This window comes from Candidatus Methylomirabilota bacterium (assembly GCA_035315345.1).
In the GTDB taxonomy this organism is placed as follows: domain Bacteria; phylum Methylomirabilota; class Methylomirabilia; order Rokubacteriales; family CSP1-6; genus CAMLFJ01.
The window spans coordinates 41,693-64,150 of the sequence record DATFYA010000193.1; the positions used below are offsets into that span (position 1 = coordinate 41,693).

A 22,458-nucleotide genomic window follows, 5' to 3' on the forward strand; every position below is an offset into this window, starting at 1 on the left:
GTCGATTTCCCAATAAGTGAAGACCAGTGCCGGCTCTGGAGCCCGATCTGATACGATAGATCAAGTATTTGGCAGGTGCCTCCAGGGAGGCCACTGGCACTGTGTTTGCTCTTTCTGAGCGCGCTACCGCATATGCTCAGCTATTCACAGAGGCCGCCCGAACCCCTGGACGAAAGAACCATGCAATGAAGAACAGAGTCGTGCTCGTCGCTGTCCCGGAACCGAGCGCCCAGCAGCACCTGGCCGGTACCCTCAGCGAATGGGGCTACGAGCCGGTCTGTACTGCCTCGATGGAGTCCGCGCTGCTGGAGATTGCGCAGCGGCGCTTCCTCGTGAGCCTGCTCGACCTCGGGAACAATGTCACGGACCTCCTGCGTCGTCTGAAGATTCAGGGCGGCTCGCCCGGGGCGATCGTGGTGATCGCCGACGCCGATGCCAGCGAGCGAGCGGTCGAAGCCACCGCCCTCGGCGCCGACGATTTCCTCCAGAAGCCGTTCTCTGCGGACGACCTCGAGAATGTGATCAAGAGCGCCCTCGCCCGTCCCCGCCGCAGCTGGGAGCGCACGGTCGACGACGAGGCCCGGAAGCGGCTCCGGGACGAGGTCGGCCTCTGGCGCAGCCCGAAGATGAGCGAGGTCCGCGAGATCATCGAGCAGGCCGCCCGCGTGGACGTCACCGTGCTCATCTGCGGCGAGACCGGCGCGGGCAAGGACGTGGTCGCCCGGGCCATCCACGATGCCTCGGTGCGGGAAACCGGGCCGTTCATCAAGGTCAACTGCGCCGCGGTGCCTCGCGAATTGCTGGAGAGCGAGCTGTTCGGTCACGAGCGGGGCGCGTTCACCGGGGCTCACCAGTTGAAGATCGGCAAGTTCGAGTCCGCCGATCGCGGCACCATCTTTCTCGACGAGATCGGCGACCTGCATCCGGCTCTGCAGGGCAAGCTCCTGCACGTGCTCCAGGATGGCCAGTTCTCCCGCGTGGGCGGCCGTTCCACCGTCAAGGTGGACGTGCGCGTCCTCGCCGCGACGAACCAGGATCTCGAGCAGGCGGTGGCAGCCGGACGGTTCCGCGAAGACCTCTACTACCGGCTGAACGTCATCCAGGTGATGGTCCCGCCATTGCGCGAGCGCCCGGAGGAAATCCCGGTCCTGGCCGAGTACTTCATGCAGCGCTACTCTCAGGTGTTTCGGCGCGAGGGGTTGCGGCTGCCGCCCGAGACCTTGCAGCGGCTGATGCACCACCGGTTCCCGGGCAACGTGCGTGAGCTCGAAAACATGGTCAAGCGGATGATCGTGCTGGGCGATCCGCTCCTGCGACGTAGCCCGTTGTTCGGCGCGCCCCCGCCGGTCGATGAGAACGGCATTGCCCGTCCGGCCAAGGCGGCCAGCCTCTCGTTGAAGGACATCGCTCGAAAGGCCGCCCAGGTCGCGGAGCGAGAGGCGATCCTGCAAGCCCTCGAGCAGACCCAGTGGAACCGCGTGCGGGCGGCAAAGCTCCTGGAAATCTCCTACCGCGCCCTGCTCTACAAGATCAAGGACAGCGGACTGGATCGGGAGCGACGGGGAGCCCATCGGCCGTGAGCCCGTCGGCCCAGACCTTCGAAGACGCCGACGAGCGCCCATCGGGCGGAGCGGGGCTCGAGCGAATCTCCGCGGCCTGGAAGCGCCGGAAGTGGCTGGGGATCATCGTGTGCCTCCTGCCGCTGACCGCCACGCTCACCGCGATCATGGCGCTGCCGGATCTGTACCAGTCCACCGCCCTGGTCCTGGTCGAGCGTCAGCAGGTGCCCGAGGCTTTCGTCCGCCCCACCGTGACCAGCCAGCTCGAGATTCGACTGCAGACCATCAGCCAGGAGATCCTGAGCCGCTCACGCCTCGAGAGCCTGATCACGCGCTTCGGCCTCTATCCGAACCTCCGCACGCGCACGTCGAGCGAGGAGGCGGTGGATCAGATGCGGCGGGATATCCAGATCGACCTCCGAGGCAATGACCCGAAGAAGGGCGGAAGCACGACCGCCTTCGCCTTGTCGTACCGGGGTGCCGATCCTCAGACGGTCGCCCAGGTGACCAACACACTCGCCTCGTTCTATATCGAGGAGAACCTGAAGGCGCGGGAGCGCCAGGCCACGGGCACCGCCGAATTCCTGCGGGCCCAACTCGGCGAGGCCCAGAAGCGGCTGGATGAGCAGGAGGCGAAGGTGAGCGCCTTCCGCCGTCGGAACATGGGCTCACTGCCCCAGCAGATGGCCGCCAACCTCACGGCACTGGATTCGCTGAACGCCCGGCTCCGGAGCAACGTGGACAATCAGGTCCGCCTCGCCGAGCGCCGGGATCAACTGGCATCCCAGCTCGCGCAGGCCAGGATCGATGCGGGAGGCCCCGAGCCCGACGACGTACGGCTGGCCCGACTCCGTCAGGCACTGGTCGCGTTGCGGATGAAGTACACCGATTTGTGGCCGGACATCGTCCAGATCAAGGACGAGATCGCGCGCCTCGAGAAGCAGATGGCCGATCCGAAATCCAAGCCCAAGACCGCCGAGATTCCCCCCACCCCCGAGGTCATGCGCCTTCAGGGCATGCTCAAGTCCGCCGAGACCGAGCTGGCGCTGACCAAGACCGACGAGCAGCGACTCCGCAAGTCGATGGACTCCTATCAGGCGCGGATCGACGAGACGCCCAAGAACGAGCAGGAGTTTCAGGAGCTGACCCGGAACTACGAGACCACGAAGGACCTGTACCAGAACCTCACCAGGCGGTTCGAGGAGGCCCAGCTCGCCGAAAGCATGGAGCAGCGGCAGAAGGGCGAGCAGTTCAAGATCCTGGACTCGGCGGTACCCGCGGCCAGCCCGACCGCGCCCCGGCGCGATCGCCTCCTGATCGTGAGCATCGTGCTGTCGCTGGCGCTCGGGGCCGGGGCCGTCATCCTGGCGGAAGTGCTCGACACGTCCTTTCACTCCGCGTCGGACCTGCGTGGACACGTCGGGATTCCCCTGCTGGTCAGCATCCCGAGGATCCTCACCGATCACGACGTGAGGCGGCAGCGGTGGCGGTTCCGCTTTCTCGCGACTGGAGTCGTGCTGAGCGTGCTCGTGGTGGCCGGCTCGTCCTACTTCTTTGCTCACGGGAACGAGCAGCTCGCCCAGCTGCTATCCAGACCTGCCGCCGCCCGGACCTGACGTCGTGGCCATCTACCTGCCGTTCTATGGACTCGAGCGGGATCCTTTCGGGGTGACTCCCGATCCGGAATTCCTGTTCATGACTCCGGGCCACCGGGAGGCGCTCGCCCAGCTGCTCTACGGCATCCAGGAGCGAAAGGGCTTCATCCTGATTACCGCCGAGGTGGGCATGGGCAAGACCACCCTGCTCCAGGCGCTTCGCCGCGAGCTGGACAGCACGACCGCGGTCGCCTACGTCTCGAACTCGATGCTGCCGTTCCAGGGCCTCCTCGAGTACATGCTCGAGGACTTCGAGATCCAGAAGCCGGGGGAGTCGCACGCGCAGCGCCTGGTGACCTTGCAGAACTTCCTGCTCGAGCGCCACCGGACCGGGCAGAACACGGTGCTCATCCTGGACGAGGCCCAGAACCTCTACCCCCAGACCCTCGAACAGATCCGGCTGCTGTCGAACTTCGAGACCACCAAAGAGAAGATCCTCCAGATCGTTCTGGTCGGACAGCCGGAGCTGCTCGCCCGGCTCGAGCTCCCGGAGCTTCGGCAGCTCAAGCAGCGCATCGGCATGCTCTGCTCCATCCCACGCATGACCCGCAACGCAACGCGCAATTACATGCGTACGCGCCTCCGTCTAGCCGGAGCCAACGACGCGGGCATCTTCACCGAGGAAGCGGTCACCCGCATCACCGACTACGCGGACGGCATCCCGCGGATCGTGAATACCCTCTGCGACCACTGCCTGCTGATCGGCTATGCCGACCAGACCAGACGGATCGATCGGGACATCGTCGAGCAGGCGATCGGCTATCTCGAGGCCGGCGCGGTGCCGCGGCAGACGCGAAGGACGAGGGTCCGGGCCCGGACCGGCCGGAGTCGGGCGCGGCCGTCGCGGATGACCCCGCTGCGATGGGGCTTGCTCGGTACCTCTGCGGCCCTGATTGCCGGAGTCGCGATGACCTTCGTCGCGCATCCGTCTTTGCTGCCCCACGCGATGGACCTTTCTACCACCTACCTCTCGGACATTGCCCGGATGGTCCGGACCCTGATGGCACGATGAGCAAGTTCACCAAAGCACTCGAGCAAGCCCAGCGGGACCGCGCGTTGCGGACCCCTCCGCCGACCCCGTTGTCCCCGACCGGCCCAACGCCCGCGCCTCCGGCGACTCCGCCGCCACCGACTCCGTTCACGCCGCCGCCCCCCACTGCGGCTCCGCCGGCGGCCGTACCGACCCGCCGTGTCCCCGCTCCGCCCCGCCGTTCCTCCGTGGCGGCATCTGGCGAAGTCGACGGTCACCTCGTGAGCCTGGTGTCGCCGGCCGGGTTGGAGGCCGAGCAGTATCGGGCGCTTCGTCACGTGGTGGAGCAGCGACGAAAGACCGACAATCTGTCGGTCATCGCGATATCCAGTCCCGGCGTGGGCGATGGGAAGACCACTACCGCCATCAACCTGGCCGGAGCGCTGGCCCAGGGAGCGGACGCGTCGGTGCTGCTGGTCGAGGCCGATCTGCGTCAGCCCGCCATCGGCCGCTTGTTGGGTTTCGGGGATTCGGCCCGGTTGGGGCTGGTGGACGCCATCCTCGACTCCAAGCTCACCCTCGCCGACATCGTGCAGCCACGGCCCCCCTACAACTTGAGCGTGGTGGTCGCCGGCCAGACACCGCCGAGTCCGTACGAGGTGCTCAAATCTCCACGGCTGGGGACCCTGCTCGAGGAGGCGCGCCGGCAGTACGACTACGTGGTGATGGACACGACGCCCCTGGTGGCGGTGCAGGACTGCCGGGTCGTCGCCCGCTGGGTGGACGGCGTCGTGGTCGTGGTCGCGGCGGACCGTACTCCGCGAGCGCTCCTCGAAGCCGCGCTCGACGTGCTCGACCCCGCAAAGGTGGTCGGGCTCGTCTTCAACGGGTTCGATCACCTGCTGTCGAACCGCTACAATCGGTACTACTCGGCGTACTACGCGCCCGCCTCGACGCCCGGGCACGGCGCCGGAACACTCCGGAAGATCTCGAAGGGGGTTGGCTCGCTCCTGGGTCGCGGTGGCCGCGCAGCCGGGAGCCGCCCCCGGGACCGAGTCCGTTGAGCCTGGCCGCTCTCGAAGGCCTCGTCCTGTTCCTGGCGGTGTGCGGAAGCATCTTTGCCTGGGGTCATCTCCTGTTCGTGGACTGGATCGACGTGGCCACCATGATCTGGCAAGCCGCGGCCATTTCCTCCTGCTGCATCATCGCCTTCTACTACAACGACCTCTACGATCTCCAGGTCGTGCGCAGCTTCAGCCTCTTCTCCGCGCGGTTGCTGCAGTCCTTCGGGGTCGCGTTGATCTTCCTCGGCGGCTTCTACTCGATCTTCCCGGACACCCGGATCGGCGGTGGCGCCTTCTTCTCGAGCCTGGTGGTCAGCATCGGGTTGCTCGTACCCCTGCGTGCCCTGGGCTACACCGTCATGCGCCGGAGGGCGTTCGCGGATCGCGTTCTCATCCTGGGAGCCGGATCGCTCGCGCGACGCATCATCGACGAGATCGAATCTCGGCCGAACTTCCGCTATGCGGTCGTCGGAATCGTCGAGGACGGTCTCGAGGCCGAGGTCAGCGGCCTGCCCTATCCCGTCCTGGGCCCGTTGGAGCGCCTCGACAAGATCGTCGATGACGTGAAGCCCGATCGCCTGATCGTCGCGCTGACCGAGCGTCGCGGCCGCATGCCGATGGCCCACCTCCTGGAATGCGGAACGAAGGGCATCCTGGTCGAGGACGGACTCAGCACCTACGAGTACTTCACCGGCAAGCTCCCGATCGAGTCGCTCACGCCGTCGTTCCTGGTGTTCTCGGGGGCCTTCCAGAAGTCGCGCCTGCAGCTCGGCATGAGACGTCTGGCGAGCTTCGTCGCCGCGATCGTCGGGCTCGTGGTCACCGCGCCGCTGATGGCGGTCATCGCGCTGGCGATCAAGATCGACTCACGGGGGCCGGTCTTCTTCATCGACGAGCGCGCCGGCCAAGGGGGACGGGCCTTCCGGTTGGTGAAGTTCCGGACGATGCACCCAGCGGTGCCGGGTGAGCGTTCCCCCGACTCGATCTGGAATCGCGACGACGACGGCCGCATCACCCGGGTGGGCCACTGGCTGCGGCCGCTGCGTCTCGACGAGCTGCCCCAGTTCTGGAACATCCTGAGGGGTGAGATGGGCCTGGTCGGGCCCCGGCCCGAGATCCTCTCGAACGTCCGGGCGATGACCGAGCAGATCCCCTACTATGCGCTTCGCCACTCGATCGCCCCGGGGCTCACCGGTTGGGCGCAAACGCGCTCCGGCTATTCGGTGAGCCTCGAGCAAGTCACCGAGAAGATGCGGCACGACCTCTTCTACATCAAGCACATGTCCTTCTGGCTCGACCTGAGAATTCTCGTGGACACCGCGAAGATCGTTCTCTTCGGTCGGGGAGCCCGGTAGGCGAGCGCTCGCTCGGGTGGATCGTCGATGAGCAACCGCGGATCAGTTCGGATCTTCGTTCTCATCGACGCCCTGGGCTGGGCGCTGATCGAGAAGAAGGACTTCCTCCGGAACTTCCTGCCGCACCAGCAGCCTCTTCGCACGGTGCTGGGATACAGCTCGGGCGCGATCCCATCCATCCTGACCGGCCGCGTGCCCGCCGATCACGGCCACTGGAATCTCATGTACCGAGATCGGGCGGGCTCCCCGTTCGGATGGCTTCGATTTCTTCGCTTCCTTCCCGAGCGCCTGCTCGATAATCGCTTCGGCCGAAAAGCCTTGAAGGAGCTGGGCCGGCGCGTCCTGGGCCTGGGCCCACTCTTCGAGGTATGCGTGAGCCCGCGGCTGCTTCCCTGGTTCAACTGGACCGAGAGGCGGAACATCTATGCCCCGAGGGGAATCGCGGTCGACTCCATCTTCGATCACCTCGTGCAGCGGGGCGTTCCGCATCGGGTCTACTCGTACCACTCCCTGCGCGACGAGGAGATCCTGGAGCAGGCTCGGCGCGATCTGGAGCGACGCACCACCGGCTTCTTCTTCCTCTACCTGAGCGAGATGGATCGGTTCCTCCACCACCATTGCGATACCGACGCTCCGTTCGACGAGCGCCTCGACTGGTACGCCCGCGGCCTGGGCAAGGTCTTCGACGCCGCCCGTGCGGTGGACCCGGCCGCGGAGTTCACGGTGATCTCCGACCACGGCATGACCCCGGTCCGCCATGTCGGCAACCTGGTCGGAGAGGTCGAGCGGTTGGGGCTGGCCATGCCGCGCGAATATCTGGCGGTCTACGACTCCACCATGGGTCGCTTCTGGTTCTCGACCGACGAAGCGCGCCGGCGGGTCGAGGATCGGCTTCGGGCGGTTCCCTACGGTCGCATTCTCGCCGACGACGAGCTCGAGCGGCTCGGCATCCTCTTTCCGGATCGACGCTACGGTGAGCTGGTGTTCCTGCTGGAGCCCGGCTGGCTGATCGGCGGTAGCGATTTCAACGGCCGCGGATGGGCGCCGGCGGGCATGCATGGCTACCACCCGGATGATGCCTATTCCGACGGGATCTTTCTGTCCAGCCGCCGACCCGCCACCGAGGTCAAGAGCCTGCTCGACATCCATCCGCTCATGGTGACGGCCGCGCACGCGGTGCGATCGGAGGCGTCGCCGACATGAAGCGTGCGCTGATCACCGGCATCGCCGGCCAGGACGGCAGCTATCTCGCCGAGTACCTGCTGAGCCTCGGGTACACGGTCTTCGGGCTGGGTCGCCGGGAGCCCGAGTCGTTGCGCTGGCTGGTCCCGATTCTCGACCGGATCGAGATGATCTCCGGCGACCTGCGAGACGCCACCTCTCTGGAGATCGCCTTTCAGAAGGCGTGGCCCGACGAGATCTACAACCTGGCCGGCCAGGTGTTCGTGCCGACCAGCTGGGAGATCCCCGATGAGACGTTCGACATCAACGTCGGAGGCCCGAGCCGTCTCCTCCGCCTCATCGAGCAGCGCAAGCCGGAGACCCGCCTCTACCAGGCGTCCAGCTCCGAGATGTTCGGCAACGTGGACGGGCTCTGCCACGAGGACACGCCGCTGGCGCCGACGTCACCGTATGGCGTCTCCAAGATGGCGGCGCACCGGCTGCTCGAGGTCTACCGCGCCCGAAAGCTGTTCGCGGTTGGGGGAATCCTCTTCAACCACGAGTCCCCGAGGCGCGGCCCCGAGATGGTCACCCGCAAGATCACGCGGGCCGCCGCGGGATGGGCCGCCGGCGATCGCAGCAAGCTTCGTCTGGGCAATCTGGCGGCGCGTCGCGACTGGGGCTTCGCCGGCGATTACGTGCGCGCGATGCACGCCATGCTCCAGCAGCCCACGCCGCGGGACTACGTGATCGCCACCGGCGAGTCTCACAGCGTGGAGGAGTTCCTGAGCATGGTGCTGGCCCTGGTCCATGGCATCCCGGATCCCCGCGAGGCGACGCCCCTGATCGCGGACTACGTGGAGACCGATCCCCGTCTGCTCCGTTCCGGCGAGATCCACGACCTGCGCGGGGACGCTCGTCTCGCCCGGAGCGATCTGGGCTGGGCGCCGTCGGTAGACTTCGCCGGCCTCGTGCACATGATGCTGGCCTCCGACGCGGCCGCGGCCGGCGGTCGTCTGCCGCCAGTGCCGGGCACGTCCGCGGATTGAGCCGCTCGCGGCCGGCATGAGCATCGACCCACGTCACCGCGCCTCGGCTCGCCCCGGACGCGACCCGCGGAATCCCGGGCCTGACATCTGCGCCGAAGCGATCCAGCAGATCCTGATACGGCACCGCGAAGATCTCCGCGCGCTGGTCCTGACCGGCAGCCTCGCGCGGGAGGAAGGCACCGTGACCCTGGACCGCGAGCACTGCCGCGTCCAGGGCGACGCCGAGTTTCTCGCCGTGTTCGCCGATGGCGCGCGGCGCCCCGCGGCCTCCGCGATGCGGGCGACGGCCGCCCAGATCCAGGCCGCCCTGCGAGAGCGCCGGATCAGCTGTCCGATCACGCTGAGTGCGGTCGCCGAGGGCTATCTCCGCGCGCTCCGGCCGGCCATCTTCGCGTACGAGCTTCGCTCGTGCGGCCGCGTCGTCTGGGGTGATCCGACCGTGCTGCGACTGATTCCGGAGCTCAATGCCCGGGACGTTCCGATGGAGGACGCGTGGCGCCTGCTCTGCAACCGGATCATCGAGCAGGTCGAGGCCATGCCATCGCCGGCGGATTGGGAGGCGCTTCCGTCGCCCGAGGCGCGCTACCGGCTGGTCAAGCTGCACCTGGACATGGCGACCTCGCTGTTGGTGTTCACCGGCGACTACGAGCCGACGTATCGAGGCCGTAGCGAGCGCCTCGGAGCGCTGGCCCGGCAGCCCCAGGCCGCCGCGGAGCACCCCTTTCCGCTCGAGCCGTTCGCCCGCACCGTGGAGACCTGCACCACGTGGAAGCTCGACCGCGGCGGCGCCAATGCCCCATCCCTCTCGCTGGAGACCGCGCTGGATCACGCGCATCGGCTCTGGCGCTGGGAGCTGCGTCGATTGACCGGCATGCCCGATCACGTGACCGACCAGGCGCTGCTGGAGACCCTGTCGGCGCGCCAACCGGCCGCCGACCGGCTGCGCGGTTGGCTCTACGTGGCCCGCCGCTGCGGGTGGCACCGGAGCTGGCGGCTCTGGCCGCGGTGGGCGCGGCTGGCGCGTCGAGGCTCGCCCCGATATCTGGTGTACTCCGCCGCCTGTCAGGCGCTCTTCGCGAGCCCGGCGGCGTCACCCGCCGCCCAGGCGGCAGTGGCGTCGGTCGCCGCAGCCCAGCTGCCGGTCGTCCGGCCATCCGTCGGGGCCGTCGCGCGCCCGTGGGCCGAGATGGTCGCGGACGTCGCGTTCAACTACCGCGAGTTCCTCGTGGACACGCGGGCGTAGGCGCCTCCATGCGCATCCTCTTCGTTGGCCTCGATCCTCCGTTGCCGGCCACCAACGGGCATCGGATCAGGACGGCGGCGGTGCTGAGGGCCCTCGTCGCGGACGGCCACGACGTGACGCTCGTGTCCTTCCACGATCCCCAGGACTCCGTCGACATGGAGGGCCTGAAGCGCCTCTGCCGGTCCGTCGATCTGATGCCGCCGGCCATCGAGGGTACCGCGGGGATCCGAAGCTATCTCGGCCGCCTTCGCTCCGCGGCGACGCTGCTGCCCTACACCGTCCATCGCTTCTCGACCCGTGAGATGCGGGCCACCCTCGGCCGTCATCTCTCCCGGCAGGCATTCGACCTCGTCGTGTGCGACGAGGCCTATGCCATGACAGACCTTCCGCCGACGCGGCCCCCGGTGGTGGTCGACACCATCCAGATCGCGTTTCTCCTCCTCCGCCGCTATTCCGCCCGGGCTCGGAATCCGCTGGTCCGGCTCTACGCGGGCCTCGAGTACTGGAAGACCCGTCGCTGGGAGATCGCGGCCGGCAATCAGGCCTCCGCGCTGGTGGCCTGCTCCGAGGCCGAGCGGCGACTCTACGCCGAGCTGTGCCCGCGCACGCCGGTGTTCCTCGTCCCGAACGTGGTGGACACCGAGCACTTCGTGCCCACCGACGATCCGGGTGGCGGGACGGTGCTCTATACCGGCGGCATGGATTGGCATCCCAATCGCGATGCGGTGGAGTTCTTCGCGACGTCCATCCTGCCAACCCTCCGTGAGTTGATCCCGCCGGTGCGCTTCCGGGTCGCCGGACGTGCTCCGGCCCCGGAGTTCCGCCAGCGGCTCGAGAGCGTCGCGGGCGTCGAGTTCAGCGGCACGGTCCCGGACATGCGCACCGAGATCGCCCGGGCCACGGTGTGCGTCGTCCCGCTCCGGATCGGCACCGGGACCCGGCTGAAAATCCTCGAGGCGGGGGCGATGGAGAAGGCCATGGTGTCCACCCACCTGGGCGCCGAGGGCCTGGAGTTGACGGACGGAGAGGAGATCGTGCTGGTCGACGACCCCGCCGCCTTCGCCCGCGAGGTCGCCCGCCTGCTGCGGGACCCCGCTCGCCGCCGGACGATGGGGCAGGCCGCGCGGCATCGCGTCGTGAAACAGTACGGCACTCCCGCGCTGCAGAGCGCGCTGCGGGACTGCCTGCACCACGTCACGCGCCGATCATGATCATCTTCTACCTGCTGGTGTCGGTGATGCCGTTCGTGCGGCATCCCTTCTGGTCCCTCTTCATAGGCAGTCTCACGATCGTGAAGATCGCGGGGCTGATCTGCGTCGGCTACGCGTTGCTCTACTCGAACGTCCGACGGACCCGACCGGACTACTTCCGCACTTGGCAAGCCCGCTTGTCGGTTCTTCTGTGCGTCATGGGCATGGCTTCGTACGTCATCATCGGGTCGCGCGTTCCCTTCGAGGTCAGCCCGTTCCTGAGCTACGTATCGTTCCTCATGTTCTTCTACGTGACCCTGAACGTCGTCGACTCCGCCAGCCGGCTGCGCTGGGTCATGCTGGTGGCCGCGGGCTCGATGGCGTACGCCTCGATACACGTCCTCCGGGAGTGGCAGAATTCCGGCTTCGACTACGGCTATCGGCCCGGCTGGGTGACCGGCGATCCCAACTATTTCTCGTTGTCCGCGCTGCTGGGCCTGCCCTTCGCGTTCTATCTCATGCGGACGCGCCAGCCCACGTGGGAGCGGAATGTCTGCATCGGGTGCCTCGGACTGACGCTGGTCGGGTTTGCCCTCGCCGCGTCGCGTGGCGGTCTCCTCGGCCTCGCCGCCTCGGTCATGGTGGTGGCGTGGAGATCCAAGCATCGGATCAAGGTCATGGCCGCCGCGGTGGCTCTGCTCATCCCGCTGATGGTCTTTTCACCGTCGTCTCCAATCGGCCGCCTGTTGAATCCCACGTACAGCGATCGGGACTCCTCAGATTCGCGGCTGCTCCTGTGGACCGCCGGGCTCAAGATGATGCGCCAACACCCGTTCACCGGTGTGGGCGTCGGCAACTACAAGCAAGCGCTGGACACCGTTCTCGCGCCCGGGACGAGCACCCGCTTCTCGGTGGCCCACAACACCTACATTCAGGTCGGGGCCGAGCTGGGGATCGTGGGGCTGGCCGTCTTCGTGGGGATCATCCTGATGACGCTGCGGAGCACCCAACGAATCCGGCGGGCCGCTCGCCGGGCTCGCGTGCCGCTGATCGGCCAGGCCGCGGAGGCGATCCAGGTCGGGCTCGTCGGCTTCTCCGTGTCCATCACGTTCGTGTCGGCGGAGTATCACAAGTTCTTCTGGCTGGTGGTCTTCCTGACCTGCTGCCTGCCCGCCCTGCTGCGGCCGAAGCACGCGGGGGGCCCCTGGTGGGCCCGTCGCACTCCTCGCGGCGCCTCCGCCCCCCCGGTGGCGGCTCCCCCCGGTGGTCCGGCCGGGGACTCCGAGCGAGCGCCCGGTCCGGTCGGATCTCCGTCTCCATGAACATCGGGCTGCTGTCGGAAGCCCTGCCCTACCTGCCGTCGGTGGGGGGATTTCGCCTCTACGGCGCGAATCTGCTCCGCCGCCTCGGGGCGCGGCATCAGATCGATCTGGTCACGTTGCTTCCCGGAAGCGACGGCGCGCACCTCGACTGGGCGCGACCCTACTGCCGATCCGTGCACACGATCCCGCTCGGCCCGCGCCCGGTGCTATCGCGGATGGCCAACCTGGCCTCGACATACGGCCGCGGCCGGGCCCTGTACCCGCGACGAGCGGTGGCCTCGGCGCTGGAGAATGGTCTTCGGAAGGGCGCCTGGGACGTCCTGCACGTCGAAGGGACCTACGTCGCGGCGCTCATGGACGACGGCTTCCCCATCCCCAAGATCCTGTCGGCCCATGATTCCCGTAGCCTCCGCGCCGTGGAAATGCGGCGCTGCGCGACGACGTTGTGGGAGAAGTCCTACTATCGGCTGCGCGGGCTCGTGGATCCGAGGTTCGAGCGCCTCGTCTATCCGCGGTTCGATCGCTGCGTGTTCGTCGCCCCGCGCGATGTCGAGGCCGCCCGCGCAGCCGTCCCCGGGGTGCGCACCGCCCTCATTCCCAACGGAGTGGACGCGGAGCACTTCCATCCGATGGACGTGCCCAGGGAGCCGGCCACGCTGGTCTTCCACGGGCATCTCGGCTATCTGCCCAACGTCGACGCGGTCGTCGCCTTCGCGGAGACGATCTTCCCGCTGATCCAACGCCGCGTGCCCGAGGCGGTCTTTCACGTGATCGGCGCCGAGCCTCATCCGAGCGTGATGGCCCTCCGGAGCCGACCGGGCATTCGGCTATCTGCCAACCTGGCGGACCTCCGGGCGGCGGTCTGCTCCGCGTCGGTCTATGTGTGCCTTCTCCGTCACGGCACCGGCATCAAGAACAAGCTCCTCGAGGCCATGGCCATGGGTCTCCCCGTGGTGACGCATCCCAGCGCGTTCGAGGGGATCGACGGGACCGACGGCACCCACATGCTCGCAGCCGTCGAGCCCGCCCCCTTCGCCGAGCACGTGGTGCGCCTGATCCAGGATCGTGACCTGTCCGCCCGGCTGGCCGCGGCCGGCCGTCGGTTGGTCGAAGAGCGCTACGCATGGGCCTCCCGGGCGCGCGAATTCGAGCAGCTGTACGAGGACGTGATCCGGGAGCGGAACCGGAGGCCGATGGACTCAGCCGCCCGCCCGTGACGGTTGGCCCTCCGCGGTCGAAGGTCTTTCTCGTAGGAATCGCCGGGGGCTCGGGCTCGGGCAAGACGACGCTCTGCCGGGCGCTCACCGAGCGCTCACCAGACGTCTCCGTGCTCGATCTGGACGCGTACTACCTCGACCGGAGCCATCTTGCCCCGGGCGACCGCGCGCATCTCAATTTCGACGAGCCCGCGGCCTTCGACACCGGACTACTGGCCGAACACCTCAGCTGCCTGGCGCGAGGCGAAGCGATCGCCAAGCCGGTCTATTCCTTCGTGAGCCATACCCGGGTCGGCACCGAGCCCTTCGTGCCTCGGCGCTTCGTCCTGGTCGAGGGGCTCTTCTCGCTCTGGTGGGAAGACGTTCGTCGCCTTTGGGACCTCACGGTCTACGTGGACGCGGCGGTCGACCTTCGCCTCGATCGCCGCGTCCGTCGGGATGTGGCCAGTCGGGGTCGCACCGTCGAGTCCGTGATGGCTCAGTACGCCGAGACGGTGCGCCCGATGCACGAGCGCTACGTGGAGCCCACGCGACGCCACGCTCGCGTCGTGCTGTCCAACGAGGGCGCCATCGAGGCGGCCCTGACCCCCTTCACCGAGGCGCTTCGCCGCCTCGGCATCCGTTCCGACGGCTAGGGTGAGACGGGGCTTCGACCCGCGACCACCTGCTGGACTTGATGCTCGATTACCCGCCAGTCGTACCGCTCCTGCACCAGTTTGAGGCCCTCCCGTGACAGCGCACTTCGCCGCGCTCCGTCGCGGGCCAGTGCGATGCAGGCATCGGCGAACTGTTCCGGTGTGTCGGCGAGTAGCAGATGTCGGTCGTGCTCGACTTCGAGACCTTCCGCCCCGATCCGGGTGGAGACCACCGGCACGCCATGAGCGAGCGCTTCCAGAATCTTGATCCGCGTACCGCCCCCGAACCGGATCGGGACCACGGTCATCGTCGCGTCCTGCAGGAACGGCTCTACCGCGGGCACTGTCCCGGTCACGACCACGGACTGGCCGTCGTGGAGCGCGAGGACCTCGGGAGTCGGGCGTGAGCCGACGATCAAGGTACGGGCCCGCGGCATGACGCGGCGGATTCGAGGCAAGATCTGACGCACGAAGAAGTGCACCGCGTCCACGTTGGCCTCGGTGCTCATGGCCCCGACGAACACGAAGGAAGGATCCGCGACGTCCGACGGCCGCCAGGCTGGCTCGGTCGGCATCTCGATCCCGTTGGGGACCACCCAGATCCGGCTTTCGCCGCCGAGGATCTGCTTGTCGAGCGCCGAGCAAACCACGTACTCGTGTGGACCGTGTCGGACGAGCCCGCGCTCCATCCGACGCAGCTTGAAGAACTCGACGAGGTCGAGGGCGGTGCGCAGTCCCGGGCCGGTGCGCCGAAGCCGGTGTCCCAGCTTCCGGTACTGGACGTCGTCCAAGTCCAGGATGACGCGGCATCCCACATTTCCGGGCAGCAGGCCGATCGAGATGAGACGCTCGACCCAGATCAGGTCGAATCCCTGCTGGCAGGCGTCGGCAATTACTTGAGCTCCTTGCGGCGAGCGGTACCATCGAATGAGGGCTGGCTCCCGGAGATGTCCGTGATATCGGGCGAGCCGGGAGAGGCGATCGAACAGGCCGTCGGATCGTGCCGGGCCCGACGCATCGAACGACTCGTTCGGATACAGCAGAGCCTGCTGGAATAGTGGCTGTACCGCGTCAAGCTCGGACGGCCATCGGCCGCCGTCGGTCGGACACGCGAAGGTGATGTGTCCGAGTCGAGACAGGGCGCGAAGCACGTGGTAGATGCGCTGGTTCGCGCCCGTGTTCAGCGGATAGGGCACGGTGGTCGAAACGAATAGGATCCTCACTGAAGGGCATCTTACACTGGGTCAGCGTTGCGACGCAGCGCGCCCTTCCGCGGACGCGCGCGGGAGGGCCTGATCTCGGGAGGGATACGATGGCGCACTGTGGCTTTCGTGGTGTCCTGATCCCTGCGGCTATCGGGATCGGGCTGGTCGTTGGTTGTGCCGGTGCTGGCTCCGCTAGCTCACAGGCGCCGGCCCCGCCGCCGTCCTCGTCGAGCTCCAAGGCCCCGGCTCCCCCGCCGTCGTCGTCGAGTCCCAAGCCGCCGGCTCCCCCGTCATCGTCGTCGGGTTCCAAGGCGCCGGCCCCGGCTTCGCCCAGCACTGGGCTCGATCGCTACGGAGGCTACGCCGACCTGGCGGTCAAGGGGGCTGCCTCCGGCTTCTTCAGGATCGACAAGGTAGGTGCTCGCTGGGTGCTGGTCACGCCGGACAACCACGTGTTCTGGGCCCTCTCCGTCTACGGGGTGAACACGGGCGATGGCGGCCCGGCCTACGTGGAGGCGGTGAAGAAGAAGTACGACAGCCCCGGCTGGATGCCGTGGGGGCTGTTCGTGCGACAGGCCAGTCTCCGGTTGAAGTCCTGGGGGTTCAACACGCTGGGTGAGTACACGACCAACTATGCGCTGCCGATACCGAGCTACGGCGGTCGAGATGTCAACCCGGTGCCGATGCCCTTCATCAGCATCATCAATCCATCGTACTGGGCCAAGCGCTACGCGGCCGTGAAGAACATCCAGCTCGGCGTGGATCCGGCGGTGACTCCCGGCCTCTGGCGAGTGGAGGGATTCCCGGACGTCTTCGACCCCGCCTACCAGGCCGCGCTGCCCGGCTTCGCGGCCCGGAAGAATATCTTCAACGTCGTGCCGCTGGCCTCCACGCCCTGGCATATCGGCACCACCACGGACGACGGGGACGACCTGTTCGGGTTCGGGCCGGTGACCACGCACAACAATCTCGGATGGATCGCGGCGGCTACCGCGCCGAGCCAGGCCCGCAACGACAAGCGCGGGAAGAGCAATCCCCAGCCAACCGTCTACAAGGACACGAAGGTGTACACGAAGTACGCGTTGCGCGATTTCCTGCGCACGAGGTACAGCAGCGTCGAGAAGCTGAACGCCGCGTGGGGCTCGAAGTACACGACATGGGATTCCGACGGCGGCTGGCCGAACGGCAAGGGTTTCCTAGACGAGAGCGGCCGGAGCCCCTGGCTGGGCAAGGATTTCCGCCAGCTCAAGGATAGTGCTCCGAAGGTCCGGACGGATCTGAACGACTTCGTCGGGGTTCTCGCCGACCACTACTTCAAGATCGTCTCCACCGCCCTCCGGGACGCTCTGCCGCACCACCTGGTAGTCGCGCCGGTGAATGCGTTGGGACACCCCAAGATCCTGGAGGCGGCCGGCCGCTACGCGGATCTCGTGCAGGTCGGCGGATCGTTGAACCTCGAGGACTTCCGTCGAGTCTACTCGCTCGTGCGGAAGCCCATGCTGATCTGGACGACGTACATGTCGCAGGTGGATTCGCCGCTCGGCAACAACAAGAAAGGCTGGGCCGGCCTCGACTTCCCCACCCAGGAGGAGCGCGGCGCGGCGTACGAGAAGTTCATCCAGAACATTCTCGACTTCCAGGCGGACGATGGGACGTACCCGATCATCGGCATCGACTGGTGGGCGTGGACGGACAAGACCGTGGGGGGTGAGGGCAACAACTTCGGTCTCGTGACCAACCGCGACAATGCCTACGACGGCAAGGAAGCGGTGATCGCGGCGGGCCAGGACCCCTGGGGCCATCCGACCGGCGGGGAGAAGGGCAACTACGGCGACTTCCTGAGCCGCGTCACGCGGACGAATGCCTCGATTGGACACACGTTGCGCAAGGAGCTATCAGCGGACAGGTGAGCGGTTGATGGCACGCCACGACCGGCGTGGCCTGCTCTTCGTGACTCCGTGGCTCCGAAACGGAGGTATCGAGCGGGTCCTCCAGGTTACCGTCCCCTGGCTGGCGCGTCGCGGCTACCGCTGCGAGGTCGCGTCGTGGAACGTGTCGAGCCATCTCTCCGGCCGCCCGAACCCTGTTCTGGGCACGCTCCAGGCCGCGGCCGTACCGGTGCGGGTGCTCCGCGCCTACGGGCGGTTCAAGCTGTTTCAACGCGCGGTGCAGGTCGCGGGGCTCGCGCTTCGCAGCCGGGCGGACCTGATCGTCAGCTACGAGCTGGAAGGCAATCTGGTGGCGCTCCTGGCACGACGGCTCCTCCTCGGCCGCGTGCACGTGATGATCCAGACTCACAACGCCTCGAGCATTCACGCCGAGGTCGGGACCTCGAGCGCCTGGCTTCGGCTGGCCCGTCGCCTGTACCCGAGCGCCACGATGGTCGTCCCGTCCGACAGCATGGCCGCCGACTCCGCCCGATTCTTCGGACTCGACGGTAGCCGGGTCGTGACCGTTCACAATCCCCTGGCCGTGGCGTCGATCCGGGAGCGATCGAAGGAGTCGTGCGAGCCGCCGGTCGAGGTGTCGCGGCCGTTCCTGGTGGGCTGCGGGCGTCTCGTGCCGATGAAGGGGTTCTACGATCTGCTCGACGCCTTCGCAGAGGTGCGACGAGAGCGTCCGCTCGGACTGGTGATCCTGGGCGAGGGGCCGGAGCGGGTGAATCTCCGGGACCGTATCCGGGTCCTGCAGATCGGGGACGACGTGCTGATGCCCGGATTCGCGGTGAATCCCTGGTCGTACTTCGCGAGAGCGAGCGCCTTCGTGCTGTCGTCACGCTACGGAGAAGCCTTCCCCATGGTGCTGGTGGAGGCGATGGCGTGCGGTATCCCGGTCATCGCGAGCCGATGTGAATGGGGACCCGAGGAGATCCTGGAGAATGGGGAGGACGGGCTCCTGTTCGATCCGGGTGACGTTGGCACCCTGGCGCAGCACATCCGGACTGTGCTCGATTCGCCGTCGGTGGGGAGCCGGCTCCTCCAGGCGGCATCCCGGCGCGCCGAGGAGTTCGCCGAGGAGATCGTCATGCCCGAGATGGAACGCCGGATCGAGGCGCTCCTCGATTGATCGCCTCCGAGCCGCGCTCGACGGCGGCGGCCAGGCCGGCGCTGACCATCGGCCATCTTCAGGTCGGGCCGCCCGAGCATGGCATCTGTCGACACGGGCGCTTGCTTGCCGCGGAGGGACGGCGGCGGCCGGATCTGGTCGTCATCGAGCGGAGCCTCCGCCTGACCGGCAAGCCGGGCGCCGACCGGGCCCAGCTGCAGGCCACCGGCCGCGAGCTGTCGGCGGCCGACGTGGTGCATCTCCAGGTCAGCGTCTCCGGCGATACCACCTGGGGGCGGAACCGCCGCTCACTGGTGAACCTGGACACCTTCCGGCGGCACTGCCGCGCTCCCCTAGTCGTCACGCTCCACGACGTGAACAACCTGCGATCACTCGGGTGCACGAGCGATCTCGACTGGGTCCGGCGCGCCGCCGTCGAGGTGGCGAAAACCCCGGTCCGACCGGCCGTCCGGCTGGCTCGCCAGCTGACGCGGGGCCGCTTCGATCTCTCGGAGGCCTTTCGCTCGACGAGCCGGTTCGACAGTCTCTATCTGTACCGCGTGACTCGCTGGGTTCTCCGGCACAGCCAGCAGGTGCTCGTGGCATCGGGTGGAGAATCCGAGACCCTACGCTCCCTCGGCATGGCCGACAACGTCGCGATGATTCCCCTGTTCATCGAAAGCGGGCTGGTTCGCGAGCCCACGTCGCCGCCGGACCCTGGCGCCCTCCGCACGGTGATCGTGGCCGGCTTCATCTTCAAGAACAAGGGCTACGACCTCATGATCGAGGCCCTGGCCCGACTGCCCGGCGTCCGGCTAGTGCTCGTCGGCGGCCCCCGGCTCGGCGCCTCCGGATCGCAGACGCTGACCCGGCTGATGAACGTCGCCTGCGAGCACGGGGTCGCCGACCGCCTGTGGGTGACCGGCTATCTGGCCGAGGAGGAATACCAGCAGCAGCTCGGGAACGCCGATCTGGCGGTCTGCCCGTTCGAGCCCGACAAATCCGCGTCGGGGTCACTGGGCTCCCTCATCGCGGCCGGATGTCCGGTGTTGGCCTCCGACGTTCCCTTGATCGCCGAGTACAACGCCATCGTGCCGGGCGCGATTCCCACGTTCAGCCCGTACACGCCGGAGAGCCTCGCCCGCGCCATCGCGGAGCAGCTGCGGAAGCCGCGGCCGGAGCGCGCTCGCGACCTCGCCCGGCTGCGAGAGCGGTTGTCGATCCGCGCCATCTACGATCGCCATCTCGAGGTGTATCGTCACCTATGATCATGTCGGCCGCGAAGCGGTTCCTGTTGAGGTTCGAAGCGTTCCATGACCTTCGAGATGGTCGGGCCCAGCGGCAGCGGCGCGAGGCTGGTCTAGAGCTGCCGGTCATTCCCGACTACCCCTTCCGATCGGTTCCCCGGTATGGTCACGGCCTTCCACCCCACGGCCCGCTTGTCGACATTCTTGATCGGCATCGGAGCGCCTACGCGGCGCTTCTGCGCCAGTTCGAGGCTTTCCGAAACGGTCTCCACGACATCGCGCTCGATCGTCCACCCGATGCGGGCCAGCCCTACTGGCGGAACGGCTACTTCTCCGGCCTCGACGCGGTCTCTCTCTACGCGTTTGCGGCCCTCTACAAGCCACGCCGCTACATCGAGGTCGGGTCCGGAAACTCCACGAAGTTCATGCGGAGGGCCATCCTCGATCACGGACTCGGTACTCACATCCTCTCGATCGATCCACACCCGCGTGTCGAGATCGACCGGCTTTGCGAAGAGGTCCGACGGACTCGCCTCGAAGAGGTAGACGTGACGCTGTTCGACGACCTGACCGCCGGCGATATCTTGCTCGTGGATGGCTCACACCGTGTCTTCATGAATTCCGATGTCGCGGTTGTATTTCTCGACATTCTTCCGCGACTCAAGCCAGGGGTATTGATCTATTTCGACGACATCTTCCTGCCCCTCGACTACCCTCCCGAGTGGATGGATCGCTACTATTCGGAACAGTATCTGCTCGCCGCCACGCTTCTGGCGGAAGGTCCCCATCTCGAGATCGTCTTGCCGTGCACCTTTGTGCGACTGAGGCCGGACCTCAAGGACATCCCCGACTCGTTGGAGCGAGATAGCAAGATCACGGGCGCGGGACTGAGCTGGGGCAGCGGATTTTGGCTGCGGCGGCGCTGACCCCCGGCTGCGCTACGCGGTGTGCCGCTTCTCGAAAAGGTCACGAGAGGCGGTCTTCGGCCGATCCTCGAGCGAATTCCACGAGTATCTCTCCTCGATCAGACGTCGGCCTCCAGCCGCGAGCCGTCGACGCGGATCCTGATCCCCGAGAACGGCGACGCAGGCGGCGGCTGGTCGGGGATTACCGCGCCGTTCGGGATGACCTCCACGTTCGCTCGACCAAGCCACTCCGATCCTGTCGGCAGCAGACCAAGGTCTCCATGTCATCGAGGTCGAGGCCCGTGGGCGCGAGGGCGGCCCGGCGCCGGGTGACGGACTCGAGATTCGGGGCCACCCAGAGCTTGGCGACATCGAGCAGGTCCGTGGACGGGGCGATTCTGGACCGCTGGATCCGTAAAGCGTCCTAGTTCACGCTGCCTCGGGACAGGGCCGCGGTTTCCCACACCCGGAAGCGCCGGCCGGCGCAGGCATCGATGACGCCCATCACACCGGCGAGCGCCACCAGGACCACGTAGAACGGCAGCGAGAACAGCCGGCCCGGCCTGAGTCCGGCGCGCGCCAGGATGTATCCCACGAGGGCCAGCGCCCAGAAGGCGACCTGGGGCACCAGGAGCAGGCCGAAGGGAGAGCGAGGCGCCAGGGCCGCGGTGGACACGAGCAGCAGGACGAGGGGCACCGCGGTCAGCCAACGCAGGACCTTGCGAGAGAGGAACTGCCAGGCGCGGAGCGGGGTGAGCTGGGCGCGCAGCCGCCAGATGGCCAGCGCACCCTGGGCCACGATGCGCCGCTGTCGGGAGAATTCCTCCCGGCCGGTGTGGGCGGGTCGCTCCACCGAGCGGACGGTCGGCTCGTAGCGCAGCCAGCGGCCGGTTCGCCCGATTCGCAGTGGAAGCTCCAGGTCGTTGGCCACCTCGGGATGGAGCGGCTCGAACAGCGCCGCCCGGATCGCGAAGACGGACCCCACGCAGACGAGCACCGACCCGATGCGGCTCTCCAGCTGCTTGATGAGGGACTCGTAGCCCCAGTAGACCCGGGTTCCCTCTGAGACGGCCGACTCCGCCCGCTCGTCCCGATAGTGCATCTCGCCGGTGACGCAGCCGACGCGCGGATCGGCGAAATGCCGAGCGATCCGGCGGAGCGCCCCCGACTCGATGTGGGAGTTCGCGTCGGTGAAGAACAGGATCTCGCCTCGCGCGAGCTGGGCCAGGCGATTGAGCGCCGCGCTCTTGCCGCCGCGCGGCTCCATCCGGACGAACGTCAGTCGCGCGTCGGTCATGCCCCGGACGATCTCGTCGGTGCGGTCCTCGGAGCCATCGGAGGCCACCAGGACCTCGAGGCGGTCGGCGGGATAGTCCCAGCCCAACGTCTCGGCGAGCTTCCACGCGATGTCGCGCTCCTCGTTCCACGCGGCAATGAGCACCGACACGGAGGGCCGGTGGTCGGCGCGGATGGCGGGCTCGACTTTCCGCACCAGGCCCAGCAGCCACAGGATGAGCGGATAGCCCACGTAGACGTAGGCGATCCAGACAACACCGACCCAGAACAAGGCGATCATCGAGAACGGACCGCAGCTTCCGCGTGGCCGGTCGGTGCTGTACGATTCATGCGGAGTCGC

18 protein-coding genes are annotated in these 22,458 nt (G+C 67.5%); 16 read left to right on the forward strand and 2 right to left on the reverse strand.

All coding sequences use genetic code 11. The features are described from left to right. Positions 1-185 precede the first annotated feature (185 nt). The 12 genes from VKN16_24815 (at position 186) to udk (ending at position 14,420) form a co-directional block, all read left to right on the forward strand. Positions 186-1,580: a sigma-54 dependent transcriptional regulator gene (locus tag VKN16_24815; GenBank protein ID HME97442.1), complete on the forward strand. Its 1,395-nt coding sequence runs from the start codon at positions 186-188 to the stop codon at positions 1,578-1,580. Continuing rightward, on the forward strand, positions 1,577-3,175 hold the full coding sequence (locus tag VKN16_24820; protein ID HME97443.1) for an XrtA system polysaccharide chain length determinant: 1,599 nt from the start codon (positions 1,577-1,579) through the stop codon (positions 3,173-3,175). Before VKN16_24815 ends, VKN16_24820 begins: the two co-directional genes overlap by 4 nt. Positions 3,176-3,179: 4 nt before the next feature. Further along, a complete protein-coding gene (locus VKN16_24825; protein ID HME97444.1) occupies positions 3,180-4,226 on the forward strand; it encodes an AAA family ATPase in 1,047 nt (348 codons plus the stop codon). Positions 4,227-4,465: 239 nt separating this feature from the next. Then, positions 4,466-5,248, forward strand: a complete 783-nt coding sequence (locus tag VKN16_24830; protein HME97445.1) for a CpsD/CapB family tyrosine-protein kinase — start codon at positions 4,466-4,468, stop codon at positions 5,246-5,248. Further along, a complete protein-coding gene (locus VKN16_24835) occupies positions 5,245-6,603 on the forward strand; it encodes a sugar transferase (GenBank protein HME97446.1) in 1,359 nt (452 codons plus the stop codon). Before VKN16_24830 ends, VKN16_24835 begins: the two co-directional genes overlap by 4 nt. A 27-nt stretch (positions 6,604-6,630) precedes the next feature. After that, the gene (locus VKN16_24840; GenBank protein ID HME97447.1) at positions 6,631-7,806 is read left to right on the forward strand and encodes an alkaline phosphatase family protein; all 1,176 of its coding nucleotides are present in this window, start codon (positions 6,631-6,633) and stop codon (positions 7,804-7,806) included. Further along, a complete protein-coding gene (locus VKN16_24845; GenBank protein HME97448.1) occupies positions 7,803-8,813 on the forward strand; it encodes a GDP-mannose 4,6-dehydratase in 1,011 nt (336 codons plus the stop codon). Before VKN16_24840 ends, VKN16_24845 begins: the two co-directional genes overlap by 4 nt. A gap of 16 nt (positions 8,814-8,829) precedes the next feature. After that, positions 8,830-10,056, forward strand: a complete 1,227-nt coding sequence (locus VKN16_24850; GenBank protein HME97449.1) for a hypothetical protein — start codon at positions 8,830-8,832, stop codon at positions 10,054-10,056. Between the two features lie 8 nt (positions 10,057-10,064). Next, positions 10,065-11,267 (forward strand): glycosyltransferase family 4 protein, encoded by a 1,203-nt coding sequence (locus VKN16_24855; protein ID HME97450.1) that lies wholly within the window; start codon positions 10,065-10,067, stop codon positions 11,265-11,267. Further along, on the forward strand, positions 11,264-12,568 hold the full coding sequence (locus VKN16_24860) for an O-antigen ligase family protein (protein HME97451.1): 1,305 nt from the start codon (positions 11,264-11,266) through the stop codon (positions 12,566-12,568). The genes VKN16_24855 and VKN16_24860 overlap by 4 nt, the downstream gene beginning before the upstream one ends. Then, complete coding sequence (locus VKN16_24865; protein HME97452.1) at positions 12,565-13,785, forward strand: glycosyltransferase family 4 protein; 1,221 nt, start codon at positions 12,565-12,567, stop codon at positions 13,783-13,785. The genes VKN16_24860 and VKN16_24865 overlap by 4 nt, the downstream gene beginning before the upstream one ends. Beyond that, positions 13,782-14,420 (forward strand): uridine kinase, encoded by a 639-nt coding sequence (udk, locus tag VKN16_24870; GenBank protein HME97453.1) that lies wholly within the window; start codon positions 13,782-13,784, stop codon positions 14,418-14,420. The genes VKN16_24865 and udk overlap by 4 nt, the downstream gene beginning before the upstream one ends. On the opposite strand, the gene VKN16_24875 is transcribed toward udk, so the two are convergent. Beyond that, the gene (locus VKN16_24875; GenBank protein ID HME97454.1) at positions 14,417-15,643 is read right to left on the reverse strand and encodes a glycosyltransferase family 4 protein; all 1,227 of its coding nucleotides are present in this window, start codon (positions 15,641-15,643) and stop codon (positions 14,417-14,419) included. The genes udk and VKN16_24875 overlap by 4 nt on opposite strands. A 410-nt stretch (positions 15,644-16,053) precedes the next feature. On the opposite strand from VKN16_24875, the gene VKN16_24880 reads away from it, so the two are divergent. From VKN16_24880 to VKN16_24895, 4 genes are read left to right on the forward strand one after another with little or no spacing between them, the layout of a single operon-like run. Then, positions 16,054-17,535 (forward strand): hypothetical protein, encoded by a 1,482-nt coding sequence (locus tag VKN16_24880; GenBank protein HME97455.1) that lies wholly within the window; start codon positions 16,054-16,056, stop codon positions 17,533-17,535. Between the two features lie 7 nt (positions 17,536-17,542). After that, positions 17,543-18,691 carry a glycosyltransferase gene (locus tag VKN16_24885; protein HME97456.1) on the forward strand — a complete coding sequence of 383 codons (1,149 nt, stop codon included), beginning with the start codon at positions 17,543-17,545 and terminating at the stop codon, positions 18,689-18,691. Beyond that, entirely contained in the window at positions 18,688-19,938 is a 1,251-nt protein-coding gene (locus VKN16_24890; protein HME97457.1) for a glycosyltransferase, read from the forward strand. The genes VKN16_24885 and VKN16_24890 overlap by 4 nt, the downstream gene beginning before the upstream one ends. Then, positions 19,935-20,843, forward strand: a complete 909-nt coding sequence (locus VKN16_24895) for a class I SAM-dependent methyltransferase (GenBank protein HME97458.1) — start codon at positions 19,935-19,937, stop codon at positions 20,841-20,843. The genes VKN16_24890 and VKN16_24895 overlap by 4 nt, the downstream gene beginning before the upstream one ends. 403 nt (positions 20,844-21,246) lie before the next feature. Here VKN16_24895 and VKN16_24900 read toward each other — a convergent pair whose 3' ends face one another. Beyond that, positions 21,247-22,398, reverse strand: coding sequence for a glycosyltransferase family 2 protein (locus VKN16_24900; protein ID HME97459.1), 1,152 nt, complete (start codon positions 22,396-22,398; stop codon positions 21,247-21,249). Positions 22,399-22,458: the final 60 nt, after the last annotated feature.

Bases quoted from the DNA above. Each gene is read 5' to 3' on its own strand.
- VKN16_24845 (HME97448.1), top strand. From the start codon at position 7,803: ATGAAGCGTGCGCTGATCACCGGCATCGCCGGCCAGGACGGCAGCTAT.
- VKN16_24860 (HME97451.1), top strand. From the start codon at position 11,264: ATGATCATCTTCTACCTGCTGGTGTCGGTGATGCCGTTCGTGCGGCAT.
- VKN16_24840 (HME97447.1), top strand. From the start codon at position 6,631: ATGAGCAACCGCGGATCAGTTCGGATCTTCGTTCTCATCGACGCCCTG.
- VKN16_24900 (HME97459.1), bottom strand. From the start codon at position 22,398: ATGATCGCCTTGTTCTGGGTCGGTGTTGTCTGGATCGCCTACGTCTAC.
- VKN16_24895 (HME97458.1), top strand. From the start codon at position 19,935: ATGATCATGTCGGCCGCGAAGCGGTTCCTGTTGAGGTTCGAAGCGTTC.
- VKN16_24815 (HME97442.1), top strand. From the start codon at position 186: ATGAAGAACAGAGTCGTGCTCGTCGCTGTCCCGGAACCGAGCGCCCAG.
- VKN16_24885 (HME97456.1), top strand. From the start codon at position 17,543: ATGGCACGCCACGACCGGCGTGGCCTGCTCTTCGTGACTCCGTGGCTC.
- VKN16_24865 (HME97452.1), top strand. From the start codon at position 12,565: ATGAACATCGGGCTGCTGTCGGAAGCCCTGCCCTACCTGCCGTCGGTG.
- VKN16_24850 (HME97449.1), top strand. From the start codon at position 8,830: ATGAGCATCGACCCACGTCACCGCGCCTCGGCTCGCCCCGGACGCGAC.
- VKN16_24855 (HME97450.1), top strand. From the start codon at position 10,065: ATGCGCATCCTCTTCGTTGGCCTCGATCCTCCGTTGCCGGCCACCAAC.